This is a genomic window from Pedobacter hiemivivus, assembly GCF_004331685.1.
GTDB lineage: Bacteria > Bacteroidota > Bacteroidia > Sphingobacteriales > Sphingobacteriaceae > Pedobacter > Pedobacter hiemivivus.
Genome location: NZ_SJSM01000010.1, coordinates 1 through 25,288 on the forward strand (window position 1 = coordinate 1; position 25,288 = coordinate 25,288).

Consider the following 25,288-nt stretch of genomic DNA (forward strand, 5'->3'; position numbering starts at 1 on the left):
GGGATCTTAAAAGCAGAGTTTGACCTGTATGGAGCCCAAACTGGCTTAAGGGAAACGACAAGAAAGATCAGGGACAATATACAAACCTATAATCAGATAAGGCCGCATGCCAGTTGTGATTATCTGACCCCGGAACAAGCGCATCTTAAACATGGTGAACTGAAAAAAAGATGGAAACCAAAAAAATATAAATCAGAGCAAAATTCAACTTGTATAACCGAATCAGGAATTACAAATTTGCATGTATAGTCAATTCAAAATTAATTCAACAACCTGTATAGCTATATACGGATAAGACATGGCTCGTGTATTCTTTTATCAAAGTCCATGGTGAGTCCATGTATAGTCCATGCTAAGTCCATGTAATTTATATAAATACTTGGACTTGTTCCATACTTTAGGTATATTTAGCTTGGAGTTTGGTAAAGGAGTACCTTAACCGTTTAACTCGTTAACCTTTCAACCAAATAGAATAGTATGGGAAAATTAGATGGTAAATTCATCCGTGGAGCCGTAGGAGACATCACATTCAAAAAAGTAGGCAAAAAACAGTATGTGCAAAAGAAGTCCAAAATGACTGTAAAGGACCAAACTGAAGCAACAAAAAAATCAGCACAGGTCTTTGGTCAAGCTAGTAGTTTGGCCAGCAGCATCAGGGTTTCATTAGATTCAATCATTGGATTTTACGACACCTTTATGGTCTCTCGCTTTACTGGCGACACCGGCTATGTGCTAAACACAGCCTTAGTGGCGGAAACACAAAAATTTGTCTTTAATCCAAACTCATTCAACAGGTTTAACGGCTTTGAATTTAATCTCAACTCACCTGTAAAAAACTACCTGTTTGCCCAGCCAGAAGTAACCACTTCCGGGAACACACTTGAATTAACCTTGCCTGAAATGAATATCCCTCAGGACTTAAGGTTTCCTCAGCCAGGGAGAAATTGTATAATAGCCCTCCAAATAGCTCAGTTTGACCTTAAGCATGGCTATCACATGGAGTCTAATATACAAAGTGCAGAAATTAATTATGCATATAAACCCGCTATAATTCCGGCCAGCAAATTTACGTTTGAGATAGCGCCAGGCTGCCTATGCATAATAGGGATTGCATTGAAGTATTACGAAAAGACATTTGCTGGAAATGACACCGTCAATAATAAAATTTTTAACCCTTCAGCCATTTTAAAAGCTTTTATGACTGAAGGGGAACCCAATATGGAGATTACCGGAGCATGGCTCGAAATGGATTTTAAAAACCAACCGAACCCTTAAATTACTTGATCACGCTACCGTTCTGATGTTTAACCGTTGGAGCTACAAAAGCTAGCTTTCCATCTGTATCCTCAGACATTAAAATCATACCTTGCGACACGATCCCTTTGATTTCTCGTGGCGCAAGGTTTACCACAAGGCTCACCTGTTGACCGATAATATCTTCTGGCTTGTAATACTCAGCGATACCAGAAACTACCGTACGTTGATCTATTCCTGTATTCAGCGTTAATTTTAATAACTTCTTGGTCTTCTCTACCTTTTCTGCTGCAATAATCGTGGCTACACGAATATCAACCGAAGTAAAATCTTCAAACTGAATATTTTCTTTCGCTGGCGCTATAACTACCGAAGCCGCATCATTATCCGCTTTACTTCTGTTCAGTTTATCAATTTGAGCTTGCACCGCGTCATCTTCGATTTTCTCGAATAACAAAACCGGTTCATTCAATTGGTGACCTCTGTGTAGTAAATCTATCTGGCCTGCAGCTTCCCAGGTGTGTCCGCCATAATTCAACATCTTCATCAGCTTATCTGCTGTGAATGGCAAAAATGGCTCAATTAATATCTCCAGATTGGCAGCAATTTGCAGACTGATAAATAAGATGGTACGCACTCTGTCTTCATCCGTTTTAATCACCTTCCAAGGCTCTGTATCTGCCAGGTATTTATTTCCTAAACGAGCAACATTCATCACCTCACCAAGCGCCTCTCTAAAGCGATAATTTTCGATAGAAGCACTTATTTTTGCAGGGAAAGTAGCCAATTCATCTATTACTGCCTGATCCTCTGGTAGGATGGTCATACAGGTAGGAACCTTACCCGCAAAATACTTGTGCGTTAATACCACTACCCTATTGATGAAGTTACCAAATACGGCAACCAGCTCATTGTTATTTCTAGCCTGAAAGTCTTTCCAGGTAAAATCGTTATCCTTTGTCTCAGGTGCCGTTGCCGTTAATACATAACGCAACACATCCTGTTTATCTTTAAACTCTTCTAAATACTCATTTAACCAAACAGCCCAGTTTTTAGAGGTAGAGATCTTCTGCCCTTCAAGATTCAGGAACTCATTGGCTGGAACATTATCCGCCAGGATATAATCGCCATGAGCCATTAACATCGCCGGGAAAATAATACAGTGGAAAACGATATTGTCTTTTCCGATGAAATGCACCAACTTGGTTTCATCGTCTTTCCAATACTCCTCCCAACTGCCCTTCTCCATGTGAGTCTGATTGATATAATACTCTTCAGCTTTAGGATTCCAAACATCCAAACGAGCATAATCAAAAAGCTCTTTAGTTGCCGAAATGTAACCAATAGGCGCATCAAACCAAACATAAAGCACTTTGCCTTCTGCATCCTTTACAGGTACTTTAACGCCCCAATCAAGATCGCGGGTCATAGCACGAGGCTGTAAGCCTGAATTTAACCAGGACTGACATTGTCCAGAAACATTTGGTTTCCATTCTTTATGGCTTTCAATATATGTTCTAAGCTGATCTTCGTATTTATCCAATGGCAAAAACCAGTTCTTAGTCTCTTTTCTTACAGGAGGCTCTCCAGATAAGGTCGACTTCGGATTAATGAGGTCTGTAGCATTTAATGTACTGCCACAGCTCTCGCACTGATCGCCATAAGCGTTCTCATTTCCACACTTCGGACAAGTTCCAGTAATGTAACGATCGGCCAAAAACGTTTGAGCCTTTTCATCAAAATACTGCTCCGTAATTTCTTCCGTAAAAACCCCTTTTTTGTATAAGGTTTCAAAAAAATCAGAAGCCGTTTGGTGATGCATCAAGGATGAGGTTCTGTGATAGATATCAAAAGAAACGCCAAATTCCTTAAATGAATCCCCTATAATTTTGTGGTATTTATCAACAACAACTTGAGGTGACACCCCCTCCTTTTTCGCCTTTAGCGTAATAGGAACACCGTTTTCATCAGATCCACAAATAAACTTAACATCTCTTTTATTAGAGCGCAGGTATCTTACATAAGTATCCGCAGGTAAATAAACGCCTGCCAAATGTCCTATGTGTACCGGTCCGTTTGTATAGGGCAATGCCGCTGTAACGGTATATCTTTTTATTTTACTGTTATCCAAAACTATTTTTATTATTTTGTCAAAGATAAGTGTTTTACCTATGATTAAACAGCCAGCATATTTAAAAAAAGGCGACAAAATTGCAATAGTTTGTCCGGCAAAGAAATTACCGGGGAGTATTGCCCCTGCCATTGCGATCCTTGAAAGCTGGGGCTTGCAGGTTGTAATAGGCAAAACCGTCACTGCCGAGCACAACCAGTTTGCCGGCGACGATGCTTTAAGAGCGGCAGACATACAAGGATTCCTTGACGATCCCGAAATTAAAGCCATTATTGCCGGAAGGGGCGGCTATGGCACCGTACGGATCATTGATGAGCTTAATTACGACAAATTTAAAGTTAATCCTAAATGGATCATTGGATTTAGCGACATCACAGTATTACTGTGTGATTTATTTGCGAGGTTAAACATCCAAAGCATCCATGGACAAATGCCCTATACATTTGAGAAAGCAACGCCTGAATCATTGGATTCATTAAAAAAGGCTTTGTTTGGAGAGGCCATTAAATACGAATATACAAATTCGTTTCCTGGGCGCTCGGGAACCGCTGAAGGCATCCTTATTGGTGGTAATTTAACCCTTATGGTGATGTTAGAGGGCTCAGCTTCGGAAATAGATTATACGAATAAGATCCTTTTTCTGGAAGATGTTGGTGAGCACGAATATTCCATCGACAGAATGATGCGTATGCTAAAAAGAGCCGGCAAGCTAGCCAAGTTGAAAGGCCTCATTGTAGGTGCCTTTAATGACGTTGAGGTAGAATCGATTCCTTTTGGAGCCAGTCCGGAGCAGGTGATCTGGGATATTGTGAAAGAATATGATTACCCGATATGTTTTAACTTCCCTGTAGGGCATATTGATGACAATAGAGCTTTGGTTGTTGGCAAATCTGCTAAATTGATTGTTAAGAATCAACAAGCGACCTTATCTTTTGAATAAACACTAACCATAGCAAATCTCATACAGATCTATGATAACCCGATCATCTTTTGATGATTTTTTGGAACGACTATTTGTTGCAAATTAATTATCTTAGAACTATGGTAAAATGCTCTTTCCTATTATATTTCTTTATTTTTCTTTTTACAAACCAAACAAAAGCTCAAAATTTAAATATAGCAAAGGGCAAGGTGATTGATTACACCTCAAAATCCCCGATCCCAAATGCTATAATTCAAATTTATAATGACTCTAAGGTCGTATATAAAACCAGCACAGATAGTTTGGGTTTTTTTTCTATTCCCTTGAATACACTAGTAGAATACACCAATTTAAAAATACAAAATATAAATTATCAGCCATTAAATATCCCCAAGCCAACGATTGATTCTAAAAAACGCTCTTCACAAGCCTTAGGCATATTCGAGTTACTGACAAGCTCCATTCAATTAAAAGAAGTCGTTATAAGAAAGAATAAACGATATCGTGATACCACGGTTATTGACCTGAGTAAAAAAAAATTTGAGCGAACGATCATGATTAGCGACATACTTTCTGGAAATAATGGATTTTATATCGATGGGGCGGGACAATTATTTTATAAGGGAAAACAAGTGACAGATGTAACCGTCGATGGAGGAACCTTCTTTGGGAGAAACAATTTAAATATTTATGAAAACCTTCCGGCGCTTGTTTTAAAAGACATACAGATCGTAGAAACCGACATTGATAGTCTAACTAACATTACCATGATTAGACCTTTAGTCAAGGTTAATCTAAGCTTTAAAGGAGATTATAAAAAAGGGATGTTCGGAAGCGCAAACCTAGGTCTCGGAACACTAACAAGGTACATAGTAAGTACAAATTTATACCGTTACAAAAAAAGCGAACAGATTTCTTTTGCAATAAACTCTAATAACATTAATGTTAACACTAGTCAACCTTCCGAGCCTTCGGTTATGTTTTCTGCCGGTGGGAATAATACGATTAAGACCATTCCAAAAATAGAATACAGGAATGTTTTTCTCAAAAAGCTTGAAGTCATGACATCCATAAACGCTGCCATCGAGAATAAAACTTCGATATCTGAATTGGAAAGGAAAGAAGAAATCTTAAATCAGCAAACAAGGTTATATAATTCATCGAAAATGAGGTCATTAAATATTGATCAAAGCTCTGCAAATCTAATTTATCGTATTAATTCACAAAATACTATAAAAGCAAATTTTAATATAGAATACTATAAGACGAATCAATCCGACACATTAGATTATAACATTAGGCTTGATTCATTAAATACGATCTCTAACATACTTAAAAATAGAATAAATACAACAAAGATGATGTCCTATGAGGCTTTATTCAACAAATCATTTTTGTCAAAAAAAGGCCGAAGCTTATCTATTGGAATAAAAAACCAGAAAAGAATATTTCGAATATCTGAAAACAATAATGTCTACACACTTGATCTGCAAAAACCAATTCGTTTTTTTTTAAATGGAACAAATTATGCTTCCGAGAACGAAGCGTCTATTAATCTTAATTTCATAAATTCTCTCAGTGAATCGAGCGTTCTTTTTTTTGGATTAAACTATAAAAGATCCTCAATTAATTACAATGAAACTATAAACAGCGACACCTTAAAAAACAATGGAGACATCGTCAATAAAGTCATAAATGATTACTTAAATCCATCCCTTAAAATGCAAAAAAATTTCGACAATATCTCGGTTACAGGATATCTAGGCGGAATAATCAATTTTAGAAATACAGGGGGAATTTATGATGTCTTTTTTAGACCCGATATTGACCTAAATAGCGATTTCAAAATTAATAAAAAGACTAATTTCAATATTAAATATGCAGCAAAATCCAACTATCCAATTATTGATCAACTAACAAATATTAATAATTCTTTCAATCTTATTTCTCAGAATTCTGGAAATCCAAGTTTAAAGCCTGAGTTAAAACAAAGATTAGGATTTGCTTACGAATTTAAACGATCAGACTCTCTAATGGTTTCCTTTCTTGCCGGAGCAGAACTTATATCCTCAAAATTCGGTTTTAACATTATAAGTAGCCCCAATAATCTTCAACAAACCCAAATTGCAAATGTTGGCAGAGCTATAGCTGCTGATGCGGCATTTTCTCTTTCTTTTTTGGCAAAAAAAGGAAAAAATATAAATTTTAGAAGCGCCTTGGCCTATCAGCAAATGCCTTCAATAGTAAACACAGAAAAAACCTCGAATAATGGAATAACTTTTAATCAGGTTTTATCCACAAAAATAGCATTGATCAAAGGCTTATTGACAATATCTCCATCATTGTCAATCTCCAATAGCATCTATAAATACGGCACTAGCAAATCTAGCTTTGCGTCTTTTACCTATTCGGACAGACTCTCAATCCAAATACAAACGATTCAAATTATTCTTTTTCCATTTATTAATTACAGCACCGGTATTCGCAAAAATTCTTCTTGGGCAATGAACGCAGAAATAAAAAAAAATATCTTTAAAAATAGTGGATCGATATGGTTAAAAAGCTACGATGTATTCAACTCCTTCAGATACGTCAATAACATTATTGGCCCATCCTACATTGAAACATTAAAATACGTGAATCTTCAACGCTATAGTTTATTAGGAATAAGCGTGAAATTTAATACCATTAAATAATTTGGTTATACAAATTAATTGCATAAATTCAATTCACGAAACACTCTCAATATGAACAAATTAATCTCTCCCAACCATCTTAGTACTTTTCGTTACTACCCGCTCTTACACACAAACAACAAGTCAATTATAAAATTTTCACAATTAACCCCTTCACTATGAAAAAGATTTTTCTTTTCTTTAGCGCTATTCTGTGCTTTTTATCTGGCTACGGCCAGACCTTACAAACCACTGCGACAGTAACAAGTGGCAACGAGGTAATACTAACCGCCAGCGGAGAAAGTAGCTCCGGGTATATAAGCAGCATCCAGATAATGCTCCCTCAGAGCGTCATTACACCTGTAGGAACAAATGTAAGCACATCTAGTCCCAACTACGCCGGCGATCCGTATCCCGTAGGCTCTGCTTCTAAATTCAAGTTTACAATAACGGGGTATTTTAATTCGCCAGCAACACCAATAACAGCTAAACTAACAATTAAATGTACTATTTTAAATCAAAATGGCAACCCATCAAGAAATGAGGACCAAATAGTGACAGTTACAGTTAATCCAGTAGTACAGACCTCTTTCCCAAATCAACCAAGATCTCGAACTTTTTACAAGAACGATTGTGGGCCTGGATTTGAGTCTGATCCATATACCTACTCAGTACCTGCTGGCCAGTACACAGCTAGCACTCAAGCAGCAGCTAATGCCCTCGCCGACGCAGAAATTACAGCTAATGGCCAAAATGCCGCTAACGCGAATCGTACCTGCAAACAGGTCTATTACAACACTATTACGTCTGCTAGTTATACTAAAAATACTTGTGGATCAGGCTATATTGCATCTACTGAAGTGTACACCGTACTCGCAAACACTTATAAAGCATTCTCTCAAGCAGAGGCCGATTTGAAAGCTACAAACGATTTAAATGCTAATGGGCAAAACTTTGCAAATACGCATGGAACATGCACCGAAGACAGAAGAAGATACCGAGTAAACCTCCGCCCTACTAGCCCTTGTACCTCTTCAGATGAAATATCGGGCTTTGTTTGGATTAGAAGAGATCTCGACTTAAACAATATTTACTCCCAAGGGGCAATCATTGCATATACTTCTGCGACTGGAAGTACCACTGCTGCAGAAGGAAGTTATAAAATCCTTTATGAAATAACGGACAATGGAGAACAAGGAGTTCGCATATTTAACGTTAATAGCTCGGGATATATTAATAATTACACGCTATGCTCGAACTAGATTTAGCTAGTATAATATAACGCGGTGTACAATTAACATCATGAAGTAAATTCTTATTTACCTTAACTTTCATTTTCTGGAACGAAAAAAAACATGCTTTAGCACTTGCCGGCAATGTTATATACTGAGCAGGAATAGCTGTCCTCATACCATCATCAAATTCGCCATGGATACCATCCCTTACAATGGCCACATTTCTACACTTCAGGTCAGAAAAAAGATGCCTTTCAAAGGCTAGTTCCAGACAGTGTTCTTTATAATAGTAGCAGGCAAGATAGTTCTGATTTCAGTTCCGGCAACAAAGCCCAGTCCCACTAAGTTGACCATTGATCAACAAAAAGTAGTACTAGAGCTCAATTGACCATTATTACCGATACGGGCAAATAAAAAGGGGCAATTTTCGTTATGAAAATTACCCCTTTTACTATTAAATATTTGCTTAAGCAGTCACAACATAAGTTAAAGTGATTGCGTAAGGCGCAGTGGTTAATAAAGCCCCCTGACCCGAAATAACAGTTCCACTGTTTAACGTAATCACAACGCGATAAACAAACCTATCACCTACAGCTAGGTTCGCCAAGGTTAAACCATTGGAACTAAACAATGCAACTAGATCATTTATACTAGCACTATAAGTTTGCGGCCAAGTGCTGATGTTTTTAAACTCCTTAGTATAAGTAGTTACAGTCGCAGTTTTTCTATAATCGACCAATACACTTACTGACTTTACGTTTCCACTTTCTACTAATTTTAGCACGAAATCGTCCGTAACAGCAGGAGTCGCCTTACTTAATAGACCATTGTTATAATCAGACGCAACTATCGCTGTCGCAGGAGGTTTCGGTTTCGGATTAACGATTGTAAACTGTGCATTCGCGGAGTTTTCAAATTCTGGATATCGGTTTTTCTTACAAGAAACAGTGCTTGTAATGATACCTATGATGAGTAAAAATTTAAGATATTTCATATGAATGATATTTATTGGGCCCAAAATATTTTTGATGTGTATGGATCAGGTTGACCTGGAAAACTAGAGTTAGAAGTAACCTCAGAGTTTGGATACGGTAATCTGAAAGGAAAAGTTCTAGTGGCAATAACCTCAGGATCTCCAGCCCCCGTTGTATTTGGGATAACAGGATATCCAGTACGACGGTAATCTGTGTAAGCATCGATACCAAAGCCAAAAGTTGAGATCCATTTTTGAGTCATGATAATATTTAATTTCCCAACAGGTGAAGCAGCCTGATAATCAGTATAGACTTTAGTTATATAGTTCTCAATAGATGGCATTTGAGGAACACTCTGAACAGATCCTGGCACAGAAGCAGCCACCGCGTTTACTTTACGCAAATTCGCTCTGATCCCCCGTTTAAGTAAAGTATCGGCAGACAATCCAGTAGTACCAATAGTCAAGGCTGCTTCAGCTTGTATAAATAGAACTTGGTAACTAGTTAAAAGACGTAAGGCCCCGCTAGCAAGTCCATTATCAAGTTTTCCTACCCCCCCTGCTCCGTCATCATAACGGCCTCCCACTGGAAACAAGCCAAGAAGAGATTGAGAATTAAGTTGACTTCTATTAGCATTAGGCCCTTTAGACGAAAACCTAAAGGAAACAAAACGTCCATCTTTAAAGTCGGGAGCATTATCCGTAGGACTACCTGCGGTAGCAAGCTGGTTATAAATAAAATATGGCATCCTAGGGTCCCCTAAAGTTTTTAAAGTATTATAAAAATACGGACTTACAGAACTTTCACGAGAACCTGCTGAATTATAGTTAGCAACAAAACCTGGATTTCTATTTTCTGGTGCCGACGATGTTCCAAATTGAATTTGAAAATCATCCGCTGGTGTCAAAATCAAATTGCCCGCGGTTATTAAGGCATTCATTTGAGCCGACACATCTTGCTTAAGTCGAATTTGATTATACAATTTCAATTTTATGCTGTTGGCTAATTTTATCCATTTCAGACGGTCTCCACCATAAATAAAATCTGTTGTTTTGTCTGGAGAAATAGATGATGATGCCGCACTTAAATTGGCGATGGCAATGTCAAGAGATTTAAACAAATCGTCATAAATTGCTGAACTTCCATCAAACTTAGGATTTAGTGCATCATTTCCCTTTAACGCATCAAAGTAAGGAACATCACCAAAAAGGTCAACTAGAAGACTGAATATATAAGCCTTTTGAACTTGTGCGACCCCAACAAAATGCGGCGCATTCTGTGCAGTCCCCTTATTAATTACAGTTTGAAAATCTTGTAGGGCTCCTGAATATAAGCCATAGGTAGCTCCTCCACCACTCCAAGGTGTTTGGAAAGTAAACCGGTCTACGATATAATCGTTCACCCTAAAATTTACAATCTGATGAGAGAATGTAGAGGCAGCAGAGTTAAGCCCTCCAACATTCATACTTAAATTAAATGCTAGCCCACCTTCTGCTATTGGCAAAATTTGAGTCAAAGGTAAGTCCGTCGGATTTTTAGGATCATTATTGATATCTAAAAAATTCTTTTGGCAACTCCCCAAAATCGCAGAAAAGCAAACTAGGGCTATTCCTGCTAAGTATTTATATCTTTTTTCCATTTTGGATAAATTTAAATCGATTAATATATTTCTAATTAGAATGTTGCTCTTATGTTAAATCCGTATCTCTTAGTACTTGGTGCATTTGTATATTCAATTCCTTGCACATTTCTTGTATCTGAAGCCCCATAAGTACTGGTTTCAGGATCAAAATTTGTTCCTTTAGGGAAATTCGGTGCGTAGAAAAACAAATTACGAGCTGTAAAAGACACATTTATAGAACCTACTGGTGAGTTTCCAAGCCACTTTTTAGGAATTGCATATCCTAATGAAATTTCTCTCAATCTAAAAACACTTGCATCAAAGATTAAAAGATCAGAAACTCCGGTTAAACCCCCGTTTCCATTAAAGTATAGGTCATTCGTCGTCGCCTGAATCTCGTTTGGTATTTTATTCCCATTACCATCCAGAATCGGTTGAAATGTAGTCGCATCTCCATAATATCCTTTGATAATTTTCGGTGTTAAACGATCTTCTGTATCTGTAGTTACCCCTCTACCCAAAAGTTGTGAGACTGTATTGGAATATAGATCACCCCCGTGTTTATAATCAATCAACACAGAAAGGCTTAAACCTTTATATCTAAATGTATTGGTTAATGCAGTAGTGAACTTTGGATTCGGATCACCAATTTCCTCTCCCGGCTTTCTTATTAAAAGTCCAGTAGTCTTATTTATTAGGAAATTACCATCCGCATCTTTAGCCGCTTTAGTTCCAACCATAATACCATAAGGCCTACCTGGTCTTAATACAACCGCTGGATCACCAAAACCTGGAATAAGTGACAATTCAGTTAAACCTTGGGTAAGACTAACCACTTTATTTCTATTTTGTGAGAATATACCATAAATGTTCCAGCTAAATCCATTTGGATTTTTAAACGGATTTAAATCCAGTCCGATTTCTATACCTCTATTTCTCATTTCACCAAAATTGGTCAATTTAGACGTAAAACCAGACGAGCTAGCTATTGTAACAGGAGCAATCTGATCGGTTGATTTTTTGTCGTAATAAGTGAAATCAAGCCCAATAAGGTCATTTAAAAATCTAAGTTCAGCACCAATTTCACGTTCTGTCGTAAACTCAGGTGTAAGATTTGGATCAGCTAATCCATTCCCTACAGATCCTCCTGAAAACCCTACGAATGGGAAAGTAATGTTACTTGCGTTATTTCCAAAAGTAGGATTTACCAAATAAGTAGGATTTAACAAATATGGAGGCGCATCATTACCAACTTTCGCCCAGTTTAAGCGAAGTTTTCCAAAAGAAAGCCAAGGCGTATTATCTTTAGTCAACTCAGAGAACACGAAAGATCCACTAACTCCTGAATAAAAAAAGCTTCTGTTCGACTTAGGCAATGTAGAAGACCAATCATTCCGACCTGTCACATTTAAAAATAAATAAGACTTATAATCAAATTGTAAATCAGCAAAAATACCATACAACCTCTTTTTAATATCCTGAGCTCCATTAGGTATCACATTCGCTGTATTGCTAATATCGTCTATATCAAAAACAACCATATTACTTCCCACAACAGATTCGCGTTGATTTCTCGCCTGATTTACGTTATGCCCTAAAATACCTCTAAAATTAAGATCTGGAGTAATTGATTTAGTTACGGTTGCTAAGAAAGTAGATTCAATTTCTTGATTACTAATCTGATCATAAGTTACTTCCCCAATACCATTAGCTCCCACAGAACCTCTTCTAATAGTCCTAAAACGACTATCTGTATACTGGTTTACCCCGATCTTATAATTTAGGTTTAACCAACTATTTACATCATATGATAAACCAACGTTACCATAAACCCTATTTACATCACTTTTGTAAGTATTATTTTTTACTGACCAGTATGGATTATCAACACTTGGCACGAAAAACAGCTGACCTAAAGTAACCGGATCCTGGAAAGGAACTACATTAAAATCAGACAGATTCCAGTTTCTTCCTAAGTACAAAGTACGTGCAAAAGCAGACGCTTGTCCAACACCATTTTGGGCACCTAAAATCGGTCCCGCTTGATTTGACTCAACATAAGATAACGTACCTGAAACTGTAACCTTATTGTCCAATTTCATATTTCCACCAACGTTAAAAGTTGTACGTGTAAAATCAGAGTTCTCAATAATCCCTAAGTTTTTACTTTTAGACGCCGAGGCTGAAAAGTTACCCTTTTCACCACCAGTACTTACCTGAACAGCATTTTCAAATACAGATCCAGTTTTAAAGAAATCTGCTACGTTGTCAGGATAAGCTTGAAATGGCGTCCTGGCAGTTGCAGGAAACTGAGGAAGTGATGCTCTACCTGCAAACCAATGCGGGATCGTACCATCAGCAGCAATACCATTACCTTGAGGATATCTAATGGTGTTAGGTTGACCGAACTCCGGACCCCAGCTACCATTTGCATTAGAATAGTTAAACTCACTGCCTGCTCCAAATCTATTTTGATAATCAGGTAGACTTGCAACTTTTTCAATAGCATAAGAGCTGGATAATGTAATTTCAAACCCTTTTTTGTTCGCTCCGCTTTTACCAGATTTTGTGGTAATCAAAATAACACCATTTGCAGCCCTTGAACCATATAAGGCAGCAGCAGCAGCACTTTTGATTACCGTCATACTCTCAATGTTATTCGGATCCAAATCAACAGCCCTATTAGATACGGCATTACCGTTTACCAGGGTAGAGGCTCCAGATTGAGTGGATTGATTATCAAAAGGAATACCATCGACAACGATTAAAGGCTTATTGCTGTAAAGGAATGAAGTATTACCACGAATGGAAATGTTTGTCGCACTCCCCGGTACACCATTTGAAGCAATGATATTAACACCCGCCACTTTTCCACTCATAGCTCTTAGCGGATCTGGTTCAGATTTCTGAGCTAAATCACTGTTATTTAATGTAGAAGCCGTATAACCAATTGCCCTGGTCTTTCTCTGTATACCAAAAGCCGTAACAACAACTTCACCCAACTGTTTAGCATCAGTAGATAAAGCCGCATTCACAACATCTGAAGAGCCTAGAGGAATAAGTTGTTTTAAATAGCCAATAGAAGAAAATTCGATTGAGATTAGATTTTGCCCCGATGCAACCTTAAGGGCGTATTTTCCATTTGCATCTGTTGATGTACCGTTTGCAGTACCACCAATTTTTACAGAAACGCCCGGAATTGGTAGTCCGTCGTCCTTTCCTGTAACCGTACCAGTAACTGTTCTATCTTGTGCCATCGCAGCTCCCGCTACGAACATCAAAATGAACAAACTTTGTAGAAGTTTTTTCATAAAAAAGTAAAATTTAGGTTAGTTAATAATATTCCAAATATACCAAAATTGATATGCGAGCATAATTTTACACAAGCACAAGCCTAATTTATGACGATGCAATGACACAACAAGACGACATCATAAACTTTGAAAACTCAATTAAACAGCATATCATACTTGCATTTGTCCTTATTACAGAATTAAATTTCAATCAAACTAAAAACCAGCACATGTAACAAAACATTTAACATTAATTAACACCTACTATTATTCATTATTACATAGCAAAATCCACCTAATAAAAAACCCAGTAAAACCCTAGGACTTGCATATTTAACAGCAAGATTAGCAAAAATGCCAATCCCCTTAAAGTAGAAATTTAGCAAAGCAATAAAAAAGGCAGAATTAACATCCTGCCTTAAATATAATTTGAAATTTTTAATCACTAAGGAACATCCCATCCAACCCGTCTCAACATTGACGTGTTTTTAGGCGCATTCGAATTATACCTTTGCTCTCCTGAAGGGTAAAGCAACGACCTTGGTAAAGCACCGCCTAGTGAACTTCCAGCTGGAGCAGTCAACACAGGTAATCCTGTTCTTCTCCAGTCGGTCCATACCTCTGGATTAAGAAACAAAGCAAAATACTTCTGCGTCATAATGTCATTTAGCGTAATAGTCACAGCCGTTTTAGCCACGATTACGGCATAGGAAGCATCATCCACCGTTCTTGTTAAATTTGCCGCAACTCCTGCATTATAAGCTGCTGCTGCAGCAATTCTATCCTGGCCCGGTTTCTGAAAATGAGCTTCAGCCTCTACAAATTTAAGCTCATCATAACTCATTAAGACAACCGGAGAGTTAGAGCTTCCATAAAGAGGGCCTAAAAAGATATCAGGCCCGTCTACAGTTTGATAAGCCTCTAACCTAGGGTCAGCTGCAGCTGCAAGTTTATTATAAATAGTGCCAGTAAAAGCAATATCACCACGTTGTTCGTTAAATTGGGCCCATGGATTTTGCGTCCCCACACTTGTACCCGTAAAATTAACAGCGGCCATTTCTCCTGGCTGAAAACCTAATGCAGCTTCAGCAATTGCTTTAGCATAATTTGTATTGTCCTTTTTTGCCTGGTGCAAATAAAATTTAGCCCTTAGCGAATGAGCAAACCTACTCCAGCGCTGAAGATTACCTCCAAAGAGCATATCATCTCCTTTATCCCCAGGTTGAAATGGACTACCATCAGGTGTACTTAGTGCAGTTATTGCATTTGCCAATAAATTATCAAGACTGGTATAAATACTTGCCTGACTATCGTATTTTGGTTGCAAATTTGCCTTACCTAAAAATGCCTCAGTATAAGGCACGTCACCCCATAAATCTGTAGTCAAGCCCAAATTATACGCCATTAAGATCTGCCCAACAGCAGCGTAATGCTTTTGATTTTTCGTTTCAGCAACCTTAATTAAAGCATTTGCATTAGCCATTATACTAGGATACAAACCAGCAGTCCACATATTATCCACGTCATCAGCAGACACCTCATAATTATTTGCCAAAAGAGATTGATTTGCAGATCCTGTTACCTGCTGCATAAAATTTGAAGTAAACCTGGATGCATCTCCCCCGACAAGATAACCTGTAGATTGAATTACTCCAGCTAACAAATTTGATGGAACCGGATCTTTTAACTGAGATGGGTCATCATTAATCCCATCATAAAAATAACTCTTTTTACAAGAAGAAACGACCAACACCGCCAACAGCAGTACAAGTATCTGGTTTCTCTTAATTCTATTTATTAATATTCGTTTCATGTCTTAATGTTTTAGATAGATTAAAATTTAAATCTAAGATTCAAACCATAGCTTGCAGTCCCTGGGGTATTAAAATAATCAATACCCTGCGCACTTGTAGAACCTGTTAGACTGGTTTCTGGGTCAATGCCATGGTAAGGTGTCCAAATTATAATATTCCTTGCGAACAAACCAGCAGTCAGCCCTTTAACAAAAGGATTTTGCATTTTGCCGAAGACATTTTTAAAATCATACGACAACGCAACTTCTCTTAATTTGATGTAAGATCCATCTTCAATAAAAGCTTCATTTAAATTACCAAAACCACCGCCATTACCAGTATACCAAGCCTCATCTAAAGGCACTCCAACTGAGTTTACACTTCCTGCTCCAGGCGCTTCCACACCAGGAGAGATGAAGTGAACCAAATCGCCATTTTCATTTAAATGTCCTAACACTCCAGGGAATACCTTCGTAGTGTTTCTATCGTTAGTTAAATCTGAAGTCCCGATTGCCGCAAGTGAACCGCGTGTTCCATTCCAGATATCACCCTTAAATTTCCAATCTAACAAAGTATATAACGATAGCCCCTTATAAGTAAATGTATTCCCCAAACCCATTAAAAACTTAGGATTAGGATTCCCTATTTGTTTTTGAACACCCGTATTTACAACCGGATAGCCTCCTCCATCTGCTACCGCATTATCGTCTATCACAATATTTCCTGCGTCATCCCTGGTATACCCGTACCCATAAATGATACCCGTTGGCATATTCGGCACCTGAGCGATTACGGTTCCGGTAAACCCATTCAACGTAATCTGCTGAACCCCATCCGCCAGTGAAAGAACTTTACTTCTCGTCATACTAAAGTTCAGAAAAGCAGACCATTCGAAATTTGTATTCTTCACAGGTGTGCCGGTAACTTGAATTTCCAAACCTCTATTTCTAACAGAGCCAGAATTCAACGTAAGAAATTGATAGCCTGACGCTCCGGAAACAGGCGCCTCCAAAATGAGATCTTTACCCTTACTGTAATATCCAGTAATATCAAATCCTAAACGATTTTGAAAAAATTGCAATTGTGCACCAATCTCATAAGCCGTCGTTTTTTCCGGTTTCAAATCAGGATTTCCAAGTACATTAAACAATCCGTAACCTGCTACACCATCACTTGGGAAAGAAATACCACTGGTATAACCATCAGGGAAGGTAGTTGGCGCATAAAAAGACTTTGTTTTAAACTCTTCTGCATCCTTACCTACTTGAGCTATAGATGCACGAATTTTAGCAAAACTCAAAACATCTCCTCCTTTTAGCCCATCAAGCTCTGAAAGCACAAAGCTTACATTAGCAGAAGGATAAAAGAAGGAATTACTTCCCTTAGGCAAAGTTGAAGTCCAGTCGTTTCTTCCAGTCGTTTCGAAATACAACATTGATTTATAAGATAAATTCAACGTATAATAAAGACCAGATTTTCTGTATGGGGTAATAAAGTTGGCAGATTTTACAGCACTTGCATTATAGATGTTATCAAAACCAGGAGCAGTAAGATTATCCCCTTGAGTATACAATTCATCCATTTTTCTGCCATATAAGTTACCACCTACCTTTCCATCAAACCTAAGGTTCTCTGAAATATCCTTACTGTATCCAATGATTAAATCCGTATTTAAACTTCTATAAGTATACCGATCATCGAAAATTCGTCCATCAGGGAATGCACCCGATTGAATCTCATAATACTGATGTCTATTATCCTGGTAAGTATCCATACCCGCACGATACATTGCTGTAAAGCCATGACCAATATCATAATCCGCTTGAATATTTGCTAATAAACGTCCCAGGTTTGTAGAGTACGGATTCTTATTAATTGTCCAGTATGGGTTATCATAAACCGCATTCCGATAGGAACGAACCAATCCATCTGATAATAAAAATGCTTTTGGATCATCCGCCTTACTGGCACCATTCGAGTTATCAAATGAAATAGGTGTTCTGGTTAATCCCAGCATAATACCGGAAACATTACTTCCTTGTTGAGGCATATTTCCATCGCTTGCGATATAGTTTATATTACTGGAGATTTTTAATTTTTCAGAGATTTTTAAATCTCCTGCAAAAGAAACAGATGTGCGTTGAAAACTTTGTAATGGAACAATTGAATTAGAGTAAGCATTACTCACAGCAGCTCTATATGTTGCTATATCATTACCTCCACTTATAGCCACAGAATTTGTAAAAGTAGACCCTGTTCTAAAAAAGCTCTTCAAATTATCATAAGGAACAAACGGCATTTTAGCAGAAGGATCTGTTTTCAAAACAACATCACCATGAGAATCAAACTCATTAGGAATTCCATTCCAAGCTACATCATTTACATGCGGCCCCCATGAATAACGATTAGATGAAGAAAAGGGAGAAATAACACCCCCCGAGCCTTTAACCCATTGATTTTGAAGGCCGGGGTAACGATTTATCGCATCAAAGGATACTCCTGTATTAAAATCAACCTGCACCTTACCAGCTTTACCCCTCTTAGTTGTAATTACAATAGCACCATTTGCAGCTTCAATACCGTAAATCGCCGCAGCTGCCGGCCCCTTTAAAACCGTAATACTTTCGATGTCATTAGGATCAATATCCGCTCCTCTATTCGAATTTGTAGCTCCCTGCAGTAAATTATTTTCGGCATCCGAAGGATCTCCAGAATAATTTTGCGAATTATTAATTGGGTTTCCATCCACCACAAATAAAGGCTGATTATTCCCGGTTAATGAATTTGACCCCCTTAGTTGAATATAAGTAGAGGCCCCTGGAGTACCCGAGGAAGAGGTGATCTGTACACCGGCAATCTTACCGGAAAGAGATTTTAAAACATCCCCCTGATCAGTTTTTGTCAAATCTTCCCCTTTAACACTTTGAGCAGAATAGCCAAGAGCTCTTACTTCCCGCTTAATACCTAGCGCAGTAACAACCACCTCGCCCAGCTGCTTCGAATCAGTAGACATAGTGACATTCACAACACTTGATGGACCTATAGCCACCACCTGTCGTACATATCCAATAGAAGAAAATTCAAGTGAAGATGATCCAGCTGCCATCTTAACCGTGTATTTGCCACTTGCATCTGTTGAGGTACCAATTGTAGTTCCAATCACTTTTACAGAGACTCCCGGAACTGGGAGGCCATCATCTTTCCCTGTAACTGTACCCGTAATTGTTCGATCTTGTGCCATAGCAGTTCCTGCTATAAACACTAAAATGAACAAACTTTGTAGAAGTTTTTTCATGACGTATTAAAATTTAGGTTAGTTAATAATAATTAAATCTACTAAAAAATTGATATGCTCGCATAGCATATCGAAAAAGCAAAATGTATTTGTGACACCAAAATGACACTATTGAAGAACTATATTATCTTAAAAAACAATAAAAAACAAAACATTATATCAACAAACAAATTTTATTCAGAATTTAATTACAAAAATCAGAGAATGACATTATGGCAACAGCATTTTTATAAAGAGTAACGATTGGTGTTAGATCTATTTATCATCCTACATTCGCATGTTAATTCACTAAGAAAACAGCATTGGCAAACATTTGTTTTCCATTTTCCCAAAAAGAACGAAAAAGGACACTTGCTCCGAGATATATGATCACTCCTTTACCCTCAGGTTGTACACCAAACAACATCCCGCCCCCAAGTTTTTTAAGCACACCTTCACCGGCAATCCCCGCAACATAACTATCCGATTTTAAAATTCCGGTATTCCAACCTCGGCTAAGAAACTCATACAACCTTTCGTCGGTCTTCAGTGTATAATAATAATTGCCTAATCCTGCAGAAATCGGATGGCTCCGATCCAACTCCACTTTAAAAATCGCTCCCGGAATAGCATTCGATAAATTAGTCTGCCGCCTACTCTGGTATTTCGCGGCAACTTCAACAGAGAGTTCATCCTTAAAGTATGCTTTCCTTTGAATGTCAAAAGGCTTCTTCCCTACAACGCTCAAGATAGCATCTTCCATCAAAATCAGTTTTCCACCAGCCTTAACCCAATCCTGAGTTTTTTCGTTAATGTTGTCACCATATGCGCCATCAGGCAAGATTAACGTATTTATCTTATTAATATCCAATACCCCAACGTCATCCAAACTGATCATCGTTATAGGATAACCTAACTCTTGTTCAAAAAAGTGCCATACCTCCCCCAAATTTTGAGCATTAGCTTCAGCACTGGCAACCACGGCCACTTTTGGCACCGGCAATACCGGGTATACCGAAGAGCCAAAATCTTTACCCTTATCGACTGAGCCACCATTAACCGTATAAAAAAACACCATTAAACGCTTCTGTATCTCCACGATTTTAGCTGATAATTCCTTAACAGACTTTTCATTTTCGGATCGATAAACCAATAACGATCCAATTGGATAGCTAATTCCACCAACAGCAAAGCCTTCTTCTGCCATCCGAACCTTTATCCCGACCTTCTGCAACGCGATCAATACCTTTGCATCCTCAACAGAGCCCCAAGGCAAAAGCCAGGCGTACGGCTTCTGCACGTTACTCAAAGCAGGGTTTGGATCTTCCAAAGATGGGTATTTCCCTTTAATTAACGATTTAACGGCATAAGCATTTAAACCATAAGCATAAGGCAAGGCCCAGGCCGTAATGTCATAAGTATTGGAGTCGCTTACTTTGGTTTGCGGTTCAAAAAGCACATTTGCCAATACGGCCGCTGGCTGATCCAGGTTAACAATTAAATCATTTCGCTCTATCTTAAAAGGCTCTACTTTTCCCGTTTCATAATGATAACCTTCTGTAGCAGCGTCCCCACCAAAAGCAAAGTCTACATTATTCCGCTTTAACAATACAGCCAAACGCTTTAGTTTACCCAAATTTTGTCCTTTCATCACATAGCTCTTAAAAACTTCAGGAGATGTAACCCTGGCATTCTCAAAGTACTTTCTAAATTCATCCACCAAGCGGTCTGCATTTTTCGATACCGTCTCCAAGGTGGCCATTCCTGCTACAAAATGATGATCTATCCGGTCCTTTAAGGTCAGCGTATCTCCATCAATCGTAATCACCGCTAGCCCGGCACCTATCCCACCCTGCTCGTACGTCATCCCTATAGCCCCATTATACAATGGGTAGGTATCTCCATAAGAAGGGTACAACAGATCAAACTGCTCCTTTGTAAAATATTTCCAACCCTTCTGATCAAAGTATTTCGCATTGTTTTTCCCAACCGTAACCTGAAACGCTCTTTGCCACGCTGTAATATCTTGATGAATAGGTTCAGCAGCTGGCGCAAAATAATATGGCTCATTGTAGTTTTGCTCATGAAAATCAACATGAACCTCAGGCATCCATTCGTGATACAAAACCAATCGCTGCTGCGTTTCAATTTGTGATTGCCAAGCCCAGTCGCGGTTCAAATCGAAATAATAATGATTAGATCGACCTCCCGGCCATAGCTCCAAATGCTCTCTGGCCAATGGGTTAGGATTAGGCTTTATACCCGCAACACTATTAAAATAACTTAAATATCGCTCCCTGCCATCTGGATTTAAACACGGGTCGATAATAACCACCGTATTCCTTAGCCAGTCCTGAATATTCGAACTTTTAGCTTCTACAAGCGCATACATCATTTTTATAGCTGTTTCAGTGGAACTAGCCTCATTACCATGCACATTATAGCTGAGCCACAATATGGCCGGTTGCTTAATCAACTTCCCAGATATCTTTTGCCCAATGCTTAGGCTCAGATTATTTAGCCTAATCTGCTCCAGTTTATCCATGTTTTCTTTGGCAGACACAATGCCTACCATTAATTCACGCCCCTCATAGCTTTTACCGTAACTAACAACCTTTACGTTCCGCGCTGTTTTACCCAGATATTTATAGTAATCCAATACCTTATCCAAAGGCGTAAATCGACTTCCTAAAGCATAACCCAAAAACTCATCGGGCGACTTTACCTGAGGTTTTACAACCCCAAACTCCAACGTTAAAAACAGAAATGGAAGCAGAAAGTATTTCATCTGAGGAATTTATATACCTAAAGTACTAAAGAATCTTTTTTGTTTCTCTTTCATAGTGTAATTTTACAGCTTCATTTCATCAATTTAACATATGGCCACCATCAATTCCTTATATCAGCACTTCCTTCAACATCCAACGATATGTACAGATACGAGGAACATTACCGATGGCTGCCTATTTTTTGCCCTTAACGGCGATAAATTTGATGCGAATACATTTGCTACACAAGCCATAAGTCAGGGTGCTGCTTATGCCATTATTGACAATGAAAATTACCAAACAGATGAACGCTGTATATTAGTACCTGATGTTTTAACCGCCTTGCAGGATTTGGCCAAACACCATCGTAATCAGCTAAACATCCCTGTAATTGGCTTAACAGGAAGCAACGGAAAAACCACCACCAAAGAGTTGATCAATGCCGTGCTTGCTCAGAAATACACAAGTTTTGCGACCAAAGGAAACTTAAACAACCATATCGGCGTACCACTTTCTATCCTTTCCCTTACTTCGAAAACAGAGATAGCGGTTATAGAGATGGGCGCTAACCATCAAAAGGAAATTGAGTTTTTATGCGATATCGCACAACCTACCCATGGTTTGATCACCAACATAGGCATGGCCCATTTGGATGGATTTGGAGGCTTTGAAGGTGTGAAAAAGGGAAAAGCAGAGTTGTTTGCTTATCTAAAAAGTCAGGATGGCACGGCTTTCATCAACAGGGATAATCCTTATATAATGGAGATGAGTGAAAAGGCTATGCTAAACAAAGTAATCTATTATGGCACAGAAGCTAATAACACCGTATCAGGAAAACTACTCAAATCAGATCCATTTATTGAACTTTCCTGGACCAACAATGCCGGATCATTTAATACTGAAGTACATTTAACCGGTGCCTATAACTTTGAAAACATACTGGCCGCAATCGTTATTGGTCAATTTTTCGAGGTCAGTCCCGATCAAATTAATGCTGGCTTATCGGGATACCTTCCGAACAATAACCGCTCCCAGATCACTAAAACAGCCACCAATACGGTTATCTGCGACTTTTACAATGCCAATCCAAGCAGTATGGCCGCAGCACTTAAAAATATAGAACTTTTAAGTAGCGACAATAAAACGATCATTATAGGTGATATGTTTGAGTTGGGACAAGAGTCTCCAGCACAACATCAACTCATCATTGAACAAGCAGAAAAACTATCAATAAACACCTTAATCTTTATTGGTCATCATTTTTCAGAAGCAAAACAAGCCAATAAAGGACATTTCTTTAGCACGCCTGCAGAAGCTCAAGCTTTTTTAAAGGAGAATCCAATAAACAATAGCCTTGTCCTGTTAAAAGGATCACGAGGAATGGCTTTAGAGCAGCTATTACCGCTGCTTTAACTAATTTGCCTGCGACACCTTTATTCCGACGTCGCTTACCTCTTTAAGGGGATTATCACGCATATTCTGCTCTAGTTCCAGTTCGTATCTTCCCGGAGCCGGGAATTTAAACTGGGTTAGCAGCGGAAAAACGTACGTATATAGGTTTCCTGAACCAGATCCATTCCACTGCCCATCGGGTTGAGCTAACTTAAACTCATAACGTCTACTTCGCTTTTTTTGCCCGCCCTTTACATTCAGCAGGACAAAAATATTTGAATATCTATAGTCAGCAGTATGCCTTAATTTAAAGTATATATTATAAGGCTTACTACTGTCTGTAATATCAACCACGATCTTCACCTTATCGGCATAACTCCAGTTACGTGAAGGCATGGCATGATTACTATCTTCAATAATATTGGTATCACAACCGCTAAACAACAAGGTCAAAACGGTCGAAAACAAAAGTAAAAATCTACGATTATTCATCTTTAGGCTTATCCGTTGGCTTCTTTCTGCGGTTACTGTTCCTATTTCGATTGTTCTTTTTAGCCGCAGGTTGTCCTTCTGTAGGTTGCGCAGCATTAGGTTGCCCTTCCTGTACAGCAGCTACTTTAGCCTTTGGTTGCGGGGCTTTAGATGGAACCTGTCCTGGGACATTTTCTTTCTTAGCTACATCAGGCTTATTTTTTGCCTGTTGCGGAGCTTTCTGTCCCTGCTGTGCCTGCTTCTGTGCCTGTTGTGGTTGTTTTACTGCCTTATCAGGCCTATCCGAACGCTCTGCGTTGTTTTTACTACGGTTCTGATTGTTATTTCGGTTATTGTTGTTTTTGTTGCCTTTATTTCTCGGCTTATCATCCAAACGTGTCAAACTATCCTGTCCAACTACATTTTCATAATCCGGAATCTTATCAATTACAGCCGTAGAAACCAATTCAACAGCCTCTTCTTTAAGGTTATTAGGTTTCTGCCCCTTTTTGTTCATCGCCATGATCTCTTTCACACGGTCAACTTTTAAAGGAATCCAGTCTTCCATATTCGGATAACTAAACCACATTAACTTCTTAAAAATATCCGTTTTTTGGTGTCTGGCCACCCCAACTTCAGTCTGCAAACTATCCACACGGTCAGGAATATCCTTAAGCGCATCCAAATAAGTATCCAGCTCATAGTTTAAGCAGCATTTCAGCTTACCACATTGTCCGGCCAGTTTTAATGTATTTAAGGATAAGTTCTGATATCTTGCGGCAGCTGTAGACACAGTTTTAAAGTTCGTTAACCAGGTAGAGCAGCACAATTCCCTTCCACAAGATCCAATTCCACCCAATCTACCAGCTTCCTGACGCATACCAATCTGGCGCATTTCAATTCTGATCCGGAAAGTTTCGGCCATTTTTTTAATCAACTCTCTAAAATCTACTCTGCCCTCGGCAGTGTAAAAGAAGGTTGCTTTGGTCTTATCACCTTGGTAATCTACATCGCTAATTTTCATAGACAAGCGTAAATCTAATGCGAGTGTGCGGGCTTTATGCATGGTTTCCCATTCCATTCCTTTAGCGATTTTCCACTTCTCTACATCAGCCTCTGTAGCTTTCCTGTAAATTTTCCGAGTCACCTGATCTATCGCAGTTTTCCTGCGTTTCATCTGCATTCTTACCAGTTCACCGGTAAGTGATACGTGACCGATATCGTAGCCGCCAGTTGGTCCTTCAACCGCCACCAGCTCGCCAATTTCAAGATAAATGTTATCATTATTTACAAAGAACTCTTTCCTTGCACCTTTAAATTTAACTTCTATTACCTGAAAAGGCTTATAATTTGAGGGCATGTCCAAATTCGACAGCCAATCGTAAACTTCCATTTTTCCGCATCCGCCAGTAAGGCAAGAGCCATTACTTTTGCAGCCTGCGGGGGCGCAACCGCCACCTGTAGAACAACTTCCACATCCCATAA

General features: G+C 38.6%; 15 protein-coding genes. 6 read left to right on the plus strand and 9 right to left on the minus strand.

Going from position 1 to position 25,288, the window contains the following annotated elements; genetic code table 11:
* Positions 1-249, plus strand: a 249-nt coding sequence (locus EZ444_RS27425; protein WP_394365958.1) for an integrase core domain-containing protein, incomplete at its 5' end; no start/stop codon positions are given.
* Between the two features lie 228 nt (positions 250-477).
* Positions 478-1,275: a hypothetical protein gene (locus EZ444_RS15695; protein WP_131610101.1), complete on the plus strand. Its 798-nt coding sequence runs from the start codon at positions 478-480 to the stop codon at positions 1,273-1,275.
* Between the two features lies 1 nt (position 1,276).
* Here the strand turns inward: EZ444_RS15695 and metG are convergent, their stop codons facing one another.
* Positions 1,277-3,385 (minus strand): methionine--tRNA ligase, encoded by a 2,109-nt coding sequence (gene metG, locus EZ444_RS15700; RefSeq protein WP_131610102.1) that lies wholly within the window; start codon positions 3,383-3,385, stop codon positions 1,277-1,279.
* A gap of 40 nt (positions 3,386-3,425) precedes the next feature.
* Between metG and EZ444_RS15705 the strand changes: the two genes are divergently transcribed.
* The 3 genes from EZ444_RS15705 (at position 3,426) to EZ444_RS15715 (ending at position 8,244) form a co-directional block, all read left to right on the plus strand.
* Complete coding sequence (locus tag EZ444_RS15705) at positions 3,426-4,325, plus strand: S66 peptidase family protein (RefSeq protein WP_131610103.1); 900 nt, start codon at positions 3,426-3,428, stop codon at positions 4,323-4,325.
* Between the two features lie 101 nt (positions 4,326-4,426).
* Positions 4,427-7,003, plus strand: a complete 2,577-nt coding sequence (locus EZ444_RS15710; protein ID WP_165503630.1) for an outer membrane beta-barrel protein — start codon at positions 4,427-4,429, stop codon at positions 7,001-7,003.
* Between the two features lie 158 nt (positions 7,004-7,161).
* Positions 7,162-8,244 (plus strand): DUF5977 domain-containing protein, encoded by a 1,083-nt coding sequence (locus EZ444_RS15715; protein WP_131610105.1) that lies wholly within the window; start codon positions 7,162-7,164, stop codon positions 8,242-8,244.
* A gap of 439 nt (positions 8,245-8,683) precedes the next feature.
* Here the strand turns inward: EZ444_RS15715 and EZ444_RS15720 are convergent, their stop codons facing one another.
* From EZ444_RS15720 to EZ444_RS15745, 6 genes are all read right to left on the minus strand, one after another.
* Complete coding sequence (locus tag EZ444_RS15720; RefSeq protein ID WP_131610106.1) at positions 8,684-9,211, minus strand: hypothetical protein; 528 nt, start codon at positions 9,209-9,211, stop codon at positions 8,684-8,686.
* Positions 9,212-9,222: 11 nt separating this feature from the next.
* Entirely contained in the window at positions 9,223-10,830 is a 1,608-nt protein-coding gene (locus EZ444_RS15725) for a SusD/RagB family nutrient-binding outer membrane lipoprotein (RefSeq protein ID WP_131610107.1), read from the minus strand.
* A 35-nt stretch (positions 10,831-10,865) separates the two neighbouring features.
* A complete protein-coding gene (locus tag EZ444_RS15730) occupies positions 10,866-14,123 on the minus strand; it encodes a SusC/RagA family TonB-linked outer membrane protein (protein WP_131610108.1) in 3,258 nt (1,085 codons plus the stop codon).
* A 427-nt stretch (positions 14,124-14,550) separates the two neighbouring features.
* Entirely contained in the window at positions 14,551-15,918 is a 1,368-nt protein-coding gene (locus EZ444_RS15735; protein ID WP_131610109.1) for a SusD/RagB family nutrient-binding outer membrane lipoprotein, read from the minus strand.
* Between the two features lie 20 nt (positions 15,919-15,938).
* A complete protein-coding gene (locus EZ444_RS15740) occupies positions 15,939-19,193 on the minus strand; it encodes a SusC/RagA family TonB-linked outer membrane protein (RefSeq protein ID WP_131610110.1) in 3,255 nt (1,084 codons plus the stop codon).
* A gap of 280 nt (positions 19,194-19,473) precedes the next feature.
* Positions 19,474-21,960, minus strand: coding sequence for a M14 metallopeptidase family protein (locus EZ444_RS15745; protein ID WP_131610111.1), 2,487 nt, complete (start codon positions 21,958-21,960; stop codon positions 19,474-19,476).
* A 91-nt stretch (positions 21,961-22,051) separates the two neighbouring features.
* Between EZ444_RS15745 and EZ444_RS15750 the strand changes: the two genes are divergently transcribed.
* Complete coding sequence (locus EZ444_RS15750) at positions 22,052-23,353, plus strand: UDP-N-acetylmuramoyl-tripeptide--D-alanyl-D-alanine ligase (protein ID WP_131610112.1); 1,302 nt, start codon at positions 22,052-22,054, stop codon at positions 23,351-23,353.
* Here the strand turns inward: EZ444_RS15750 and EZ444_RS15755 are convergent, their stop codons facing one another.
* Together EZ444_RS15755 and EZ444_RS15760 are read right to left on the minus strand one after the other, a co-directional pair.
* Positions 23,354-23,824, minus strand: coding sequence for a gliding motility lipoprotein GldH (locus tag EZ444_RS15755; protein ID WP_131610113.1), 471 nt, complete (start codon positions 23,822-23,824; stop codon positions 23,354-23,356). It lies immediately after the preceding gene.
* Positions 23,817-25,286 (minus strand): PSP1 domain-containing protein, encoded by a 1,470-nt coding sequence (locus tag EZ444_RS15760; RefSeq protein ID WP_131610114.1) that lies wholly within the window; start codon positions 25,284-25,286, stop codon positions 23,817-23,819. The genes EZ444_RS15755 and EZ444_RS15760 overlap by 8 nt, the downstream gene beginning before the upstream one ends.
* Between the last annotated feature and the right edge of the window lie 2 nt (positions 25,287-25,288).

Excerpts from the sequence above, each read along its gene's own strand:
- EZ444_RS15695 (WP_131610101.1), top strand. The coding sequence starts at position 478 with ATGGGAAAATTAGATGGTAAATTCATCCGTGGAGCCGTAGGAGACATC.
- EZ444_RS15740 (WP_131610110.1), bottom strand. The coding sequence starts at position 19,193 with ATGAAAAAACTTCTACAAAGTTTGTTCATTTTAGTGTTTATAGCAGGA.
- EZ444_RS15710 (WP_165503630.1), top strand. The coding sequence starts at position 4,427 with ATGGTAAAATGCTCTTTCCTATTATATTTCTTTATTTTTCTTTTTACA.
- EZ444_RS15755 (WP_131610113.1), bottom strand. The coding sequence starts at position 23,824 with ATGAATAATCGTAGATTTTTACTTTTGTTTTCGACCGTTTTGACCTTG.
- EZ444_RS15705 (WP_131610103.1), top strand. The coding sequence starts at position 3,426 with ATGATTAAACAGCCAGCATATTTAAAAAAAGGCGACAAAATTGCAATA.
- EZ444_RS15715 (WP_131610105.1), top strand. The coding sequence starts at position 7,162 with ATGAAAAAGATTTTTCTTTTCTTTAGCGCTATTCTGTGCTTTTTATCT.
- EZ444_RS15730 (WP_131610108.1), bottom strand. The coding sequence starts at position 14,123 with ATGAAAAAACTTCTACAAAGTTTGTTCATTTTGATGTTCGTAGCGGGA.
- EZ444_RS15760 (WP_131610114.1), bottom strand. The coding sequence starts at position 25,286 with ATGGGATGTGGAAGTTGTTCTACAGGTGGCGGTTGCGCCCCCGCAGGC.
- EZ444_RS15750 (WP_131610112.1), top strand. The coding sequence starts at position 22,052 with ATGGCCACCATCAATTCCTTATATCAGCACTTCCTTCAACATCCAACG.
- EZ444_RS15745 (WP_131610111.1), bottom strand. The coding sequence starts at position 21,960 with ATGAAATACTTTCTGCTTCCATTTCTGTTTTTAACGTTGGAGTTTGGG.
- EZ444_RS15735 (WP_131610109.1), bottom strand. The coding sequence starts at position 15,918 with ATGAAACGAATATTAATAAATAGAATTAAGAGAAACCAGATACTTGTA.
- EZ444_RS15720 (WP_131610106.1), bottom strand. The coding sequence starts at position 9,211 with ATGAAATATCTTAAATTTTTACTCATCATAGGTATCATTACAAGCACT.
- EZ444_RS15725 (WP_131610107.1), bottom strand. The coding sequence starts at position 10,830 with ATGGAAAAAAGATATAAATACTTAGCAGGAATAGCCCTAGTTTGCTTT.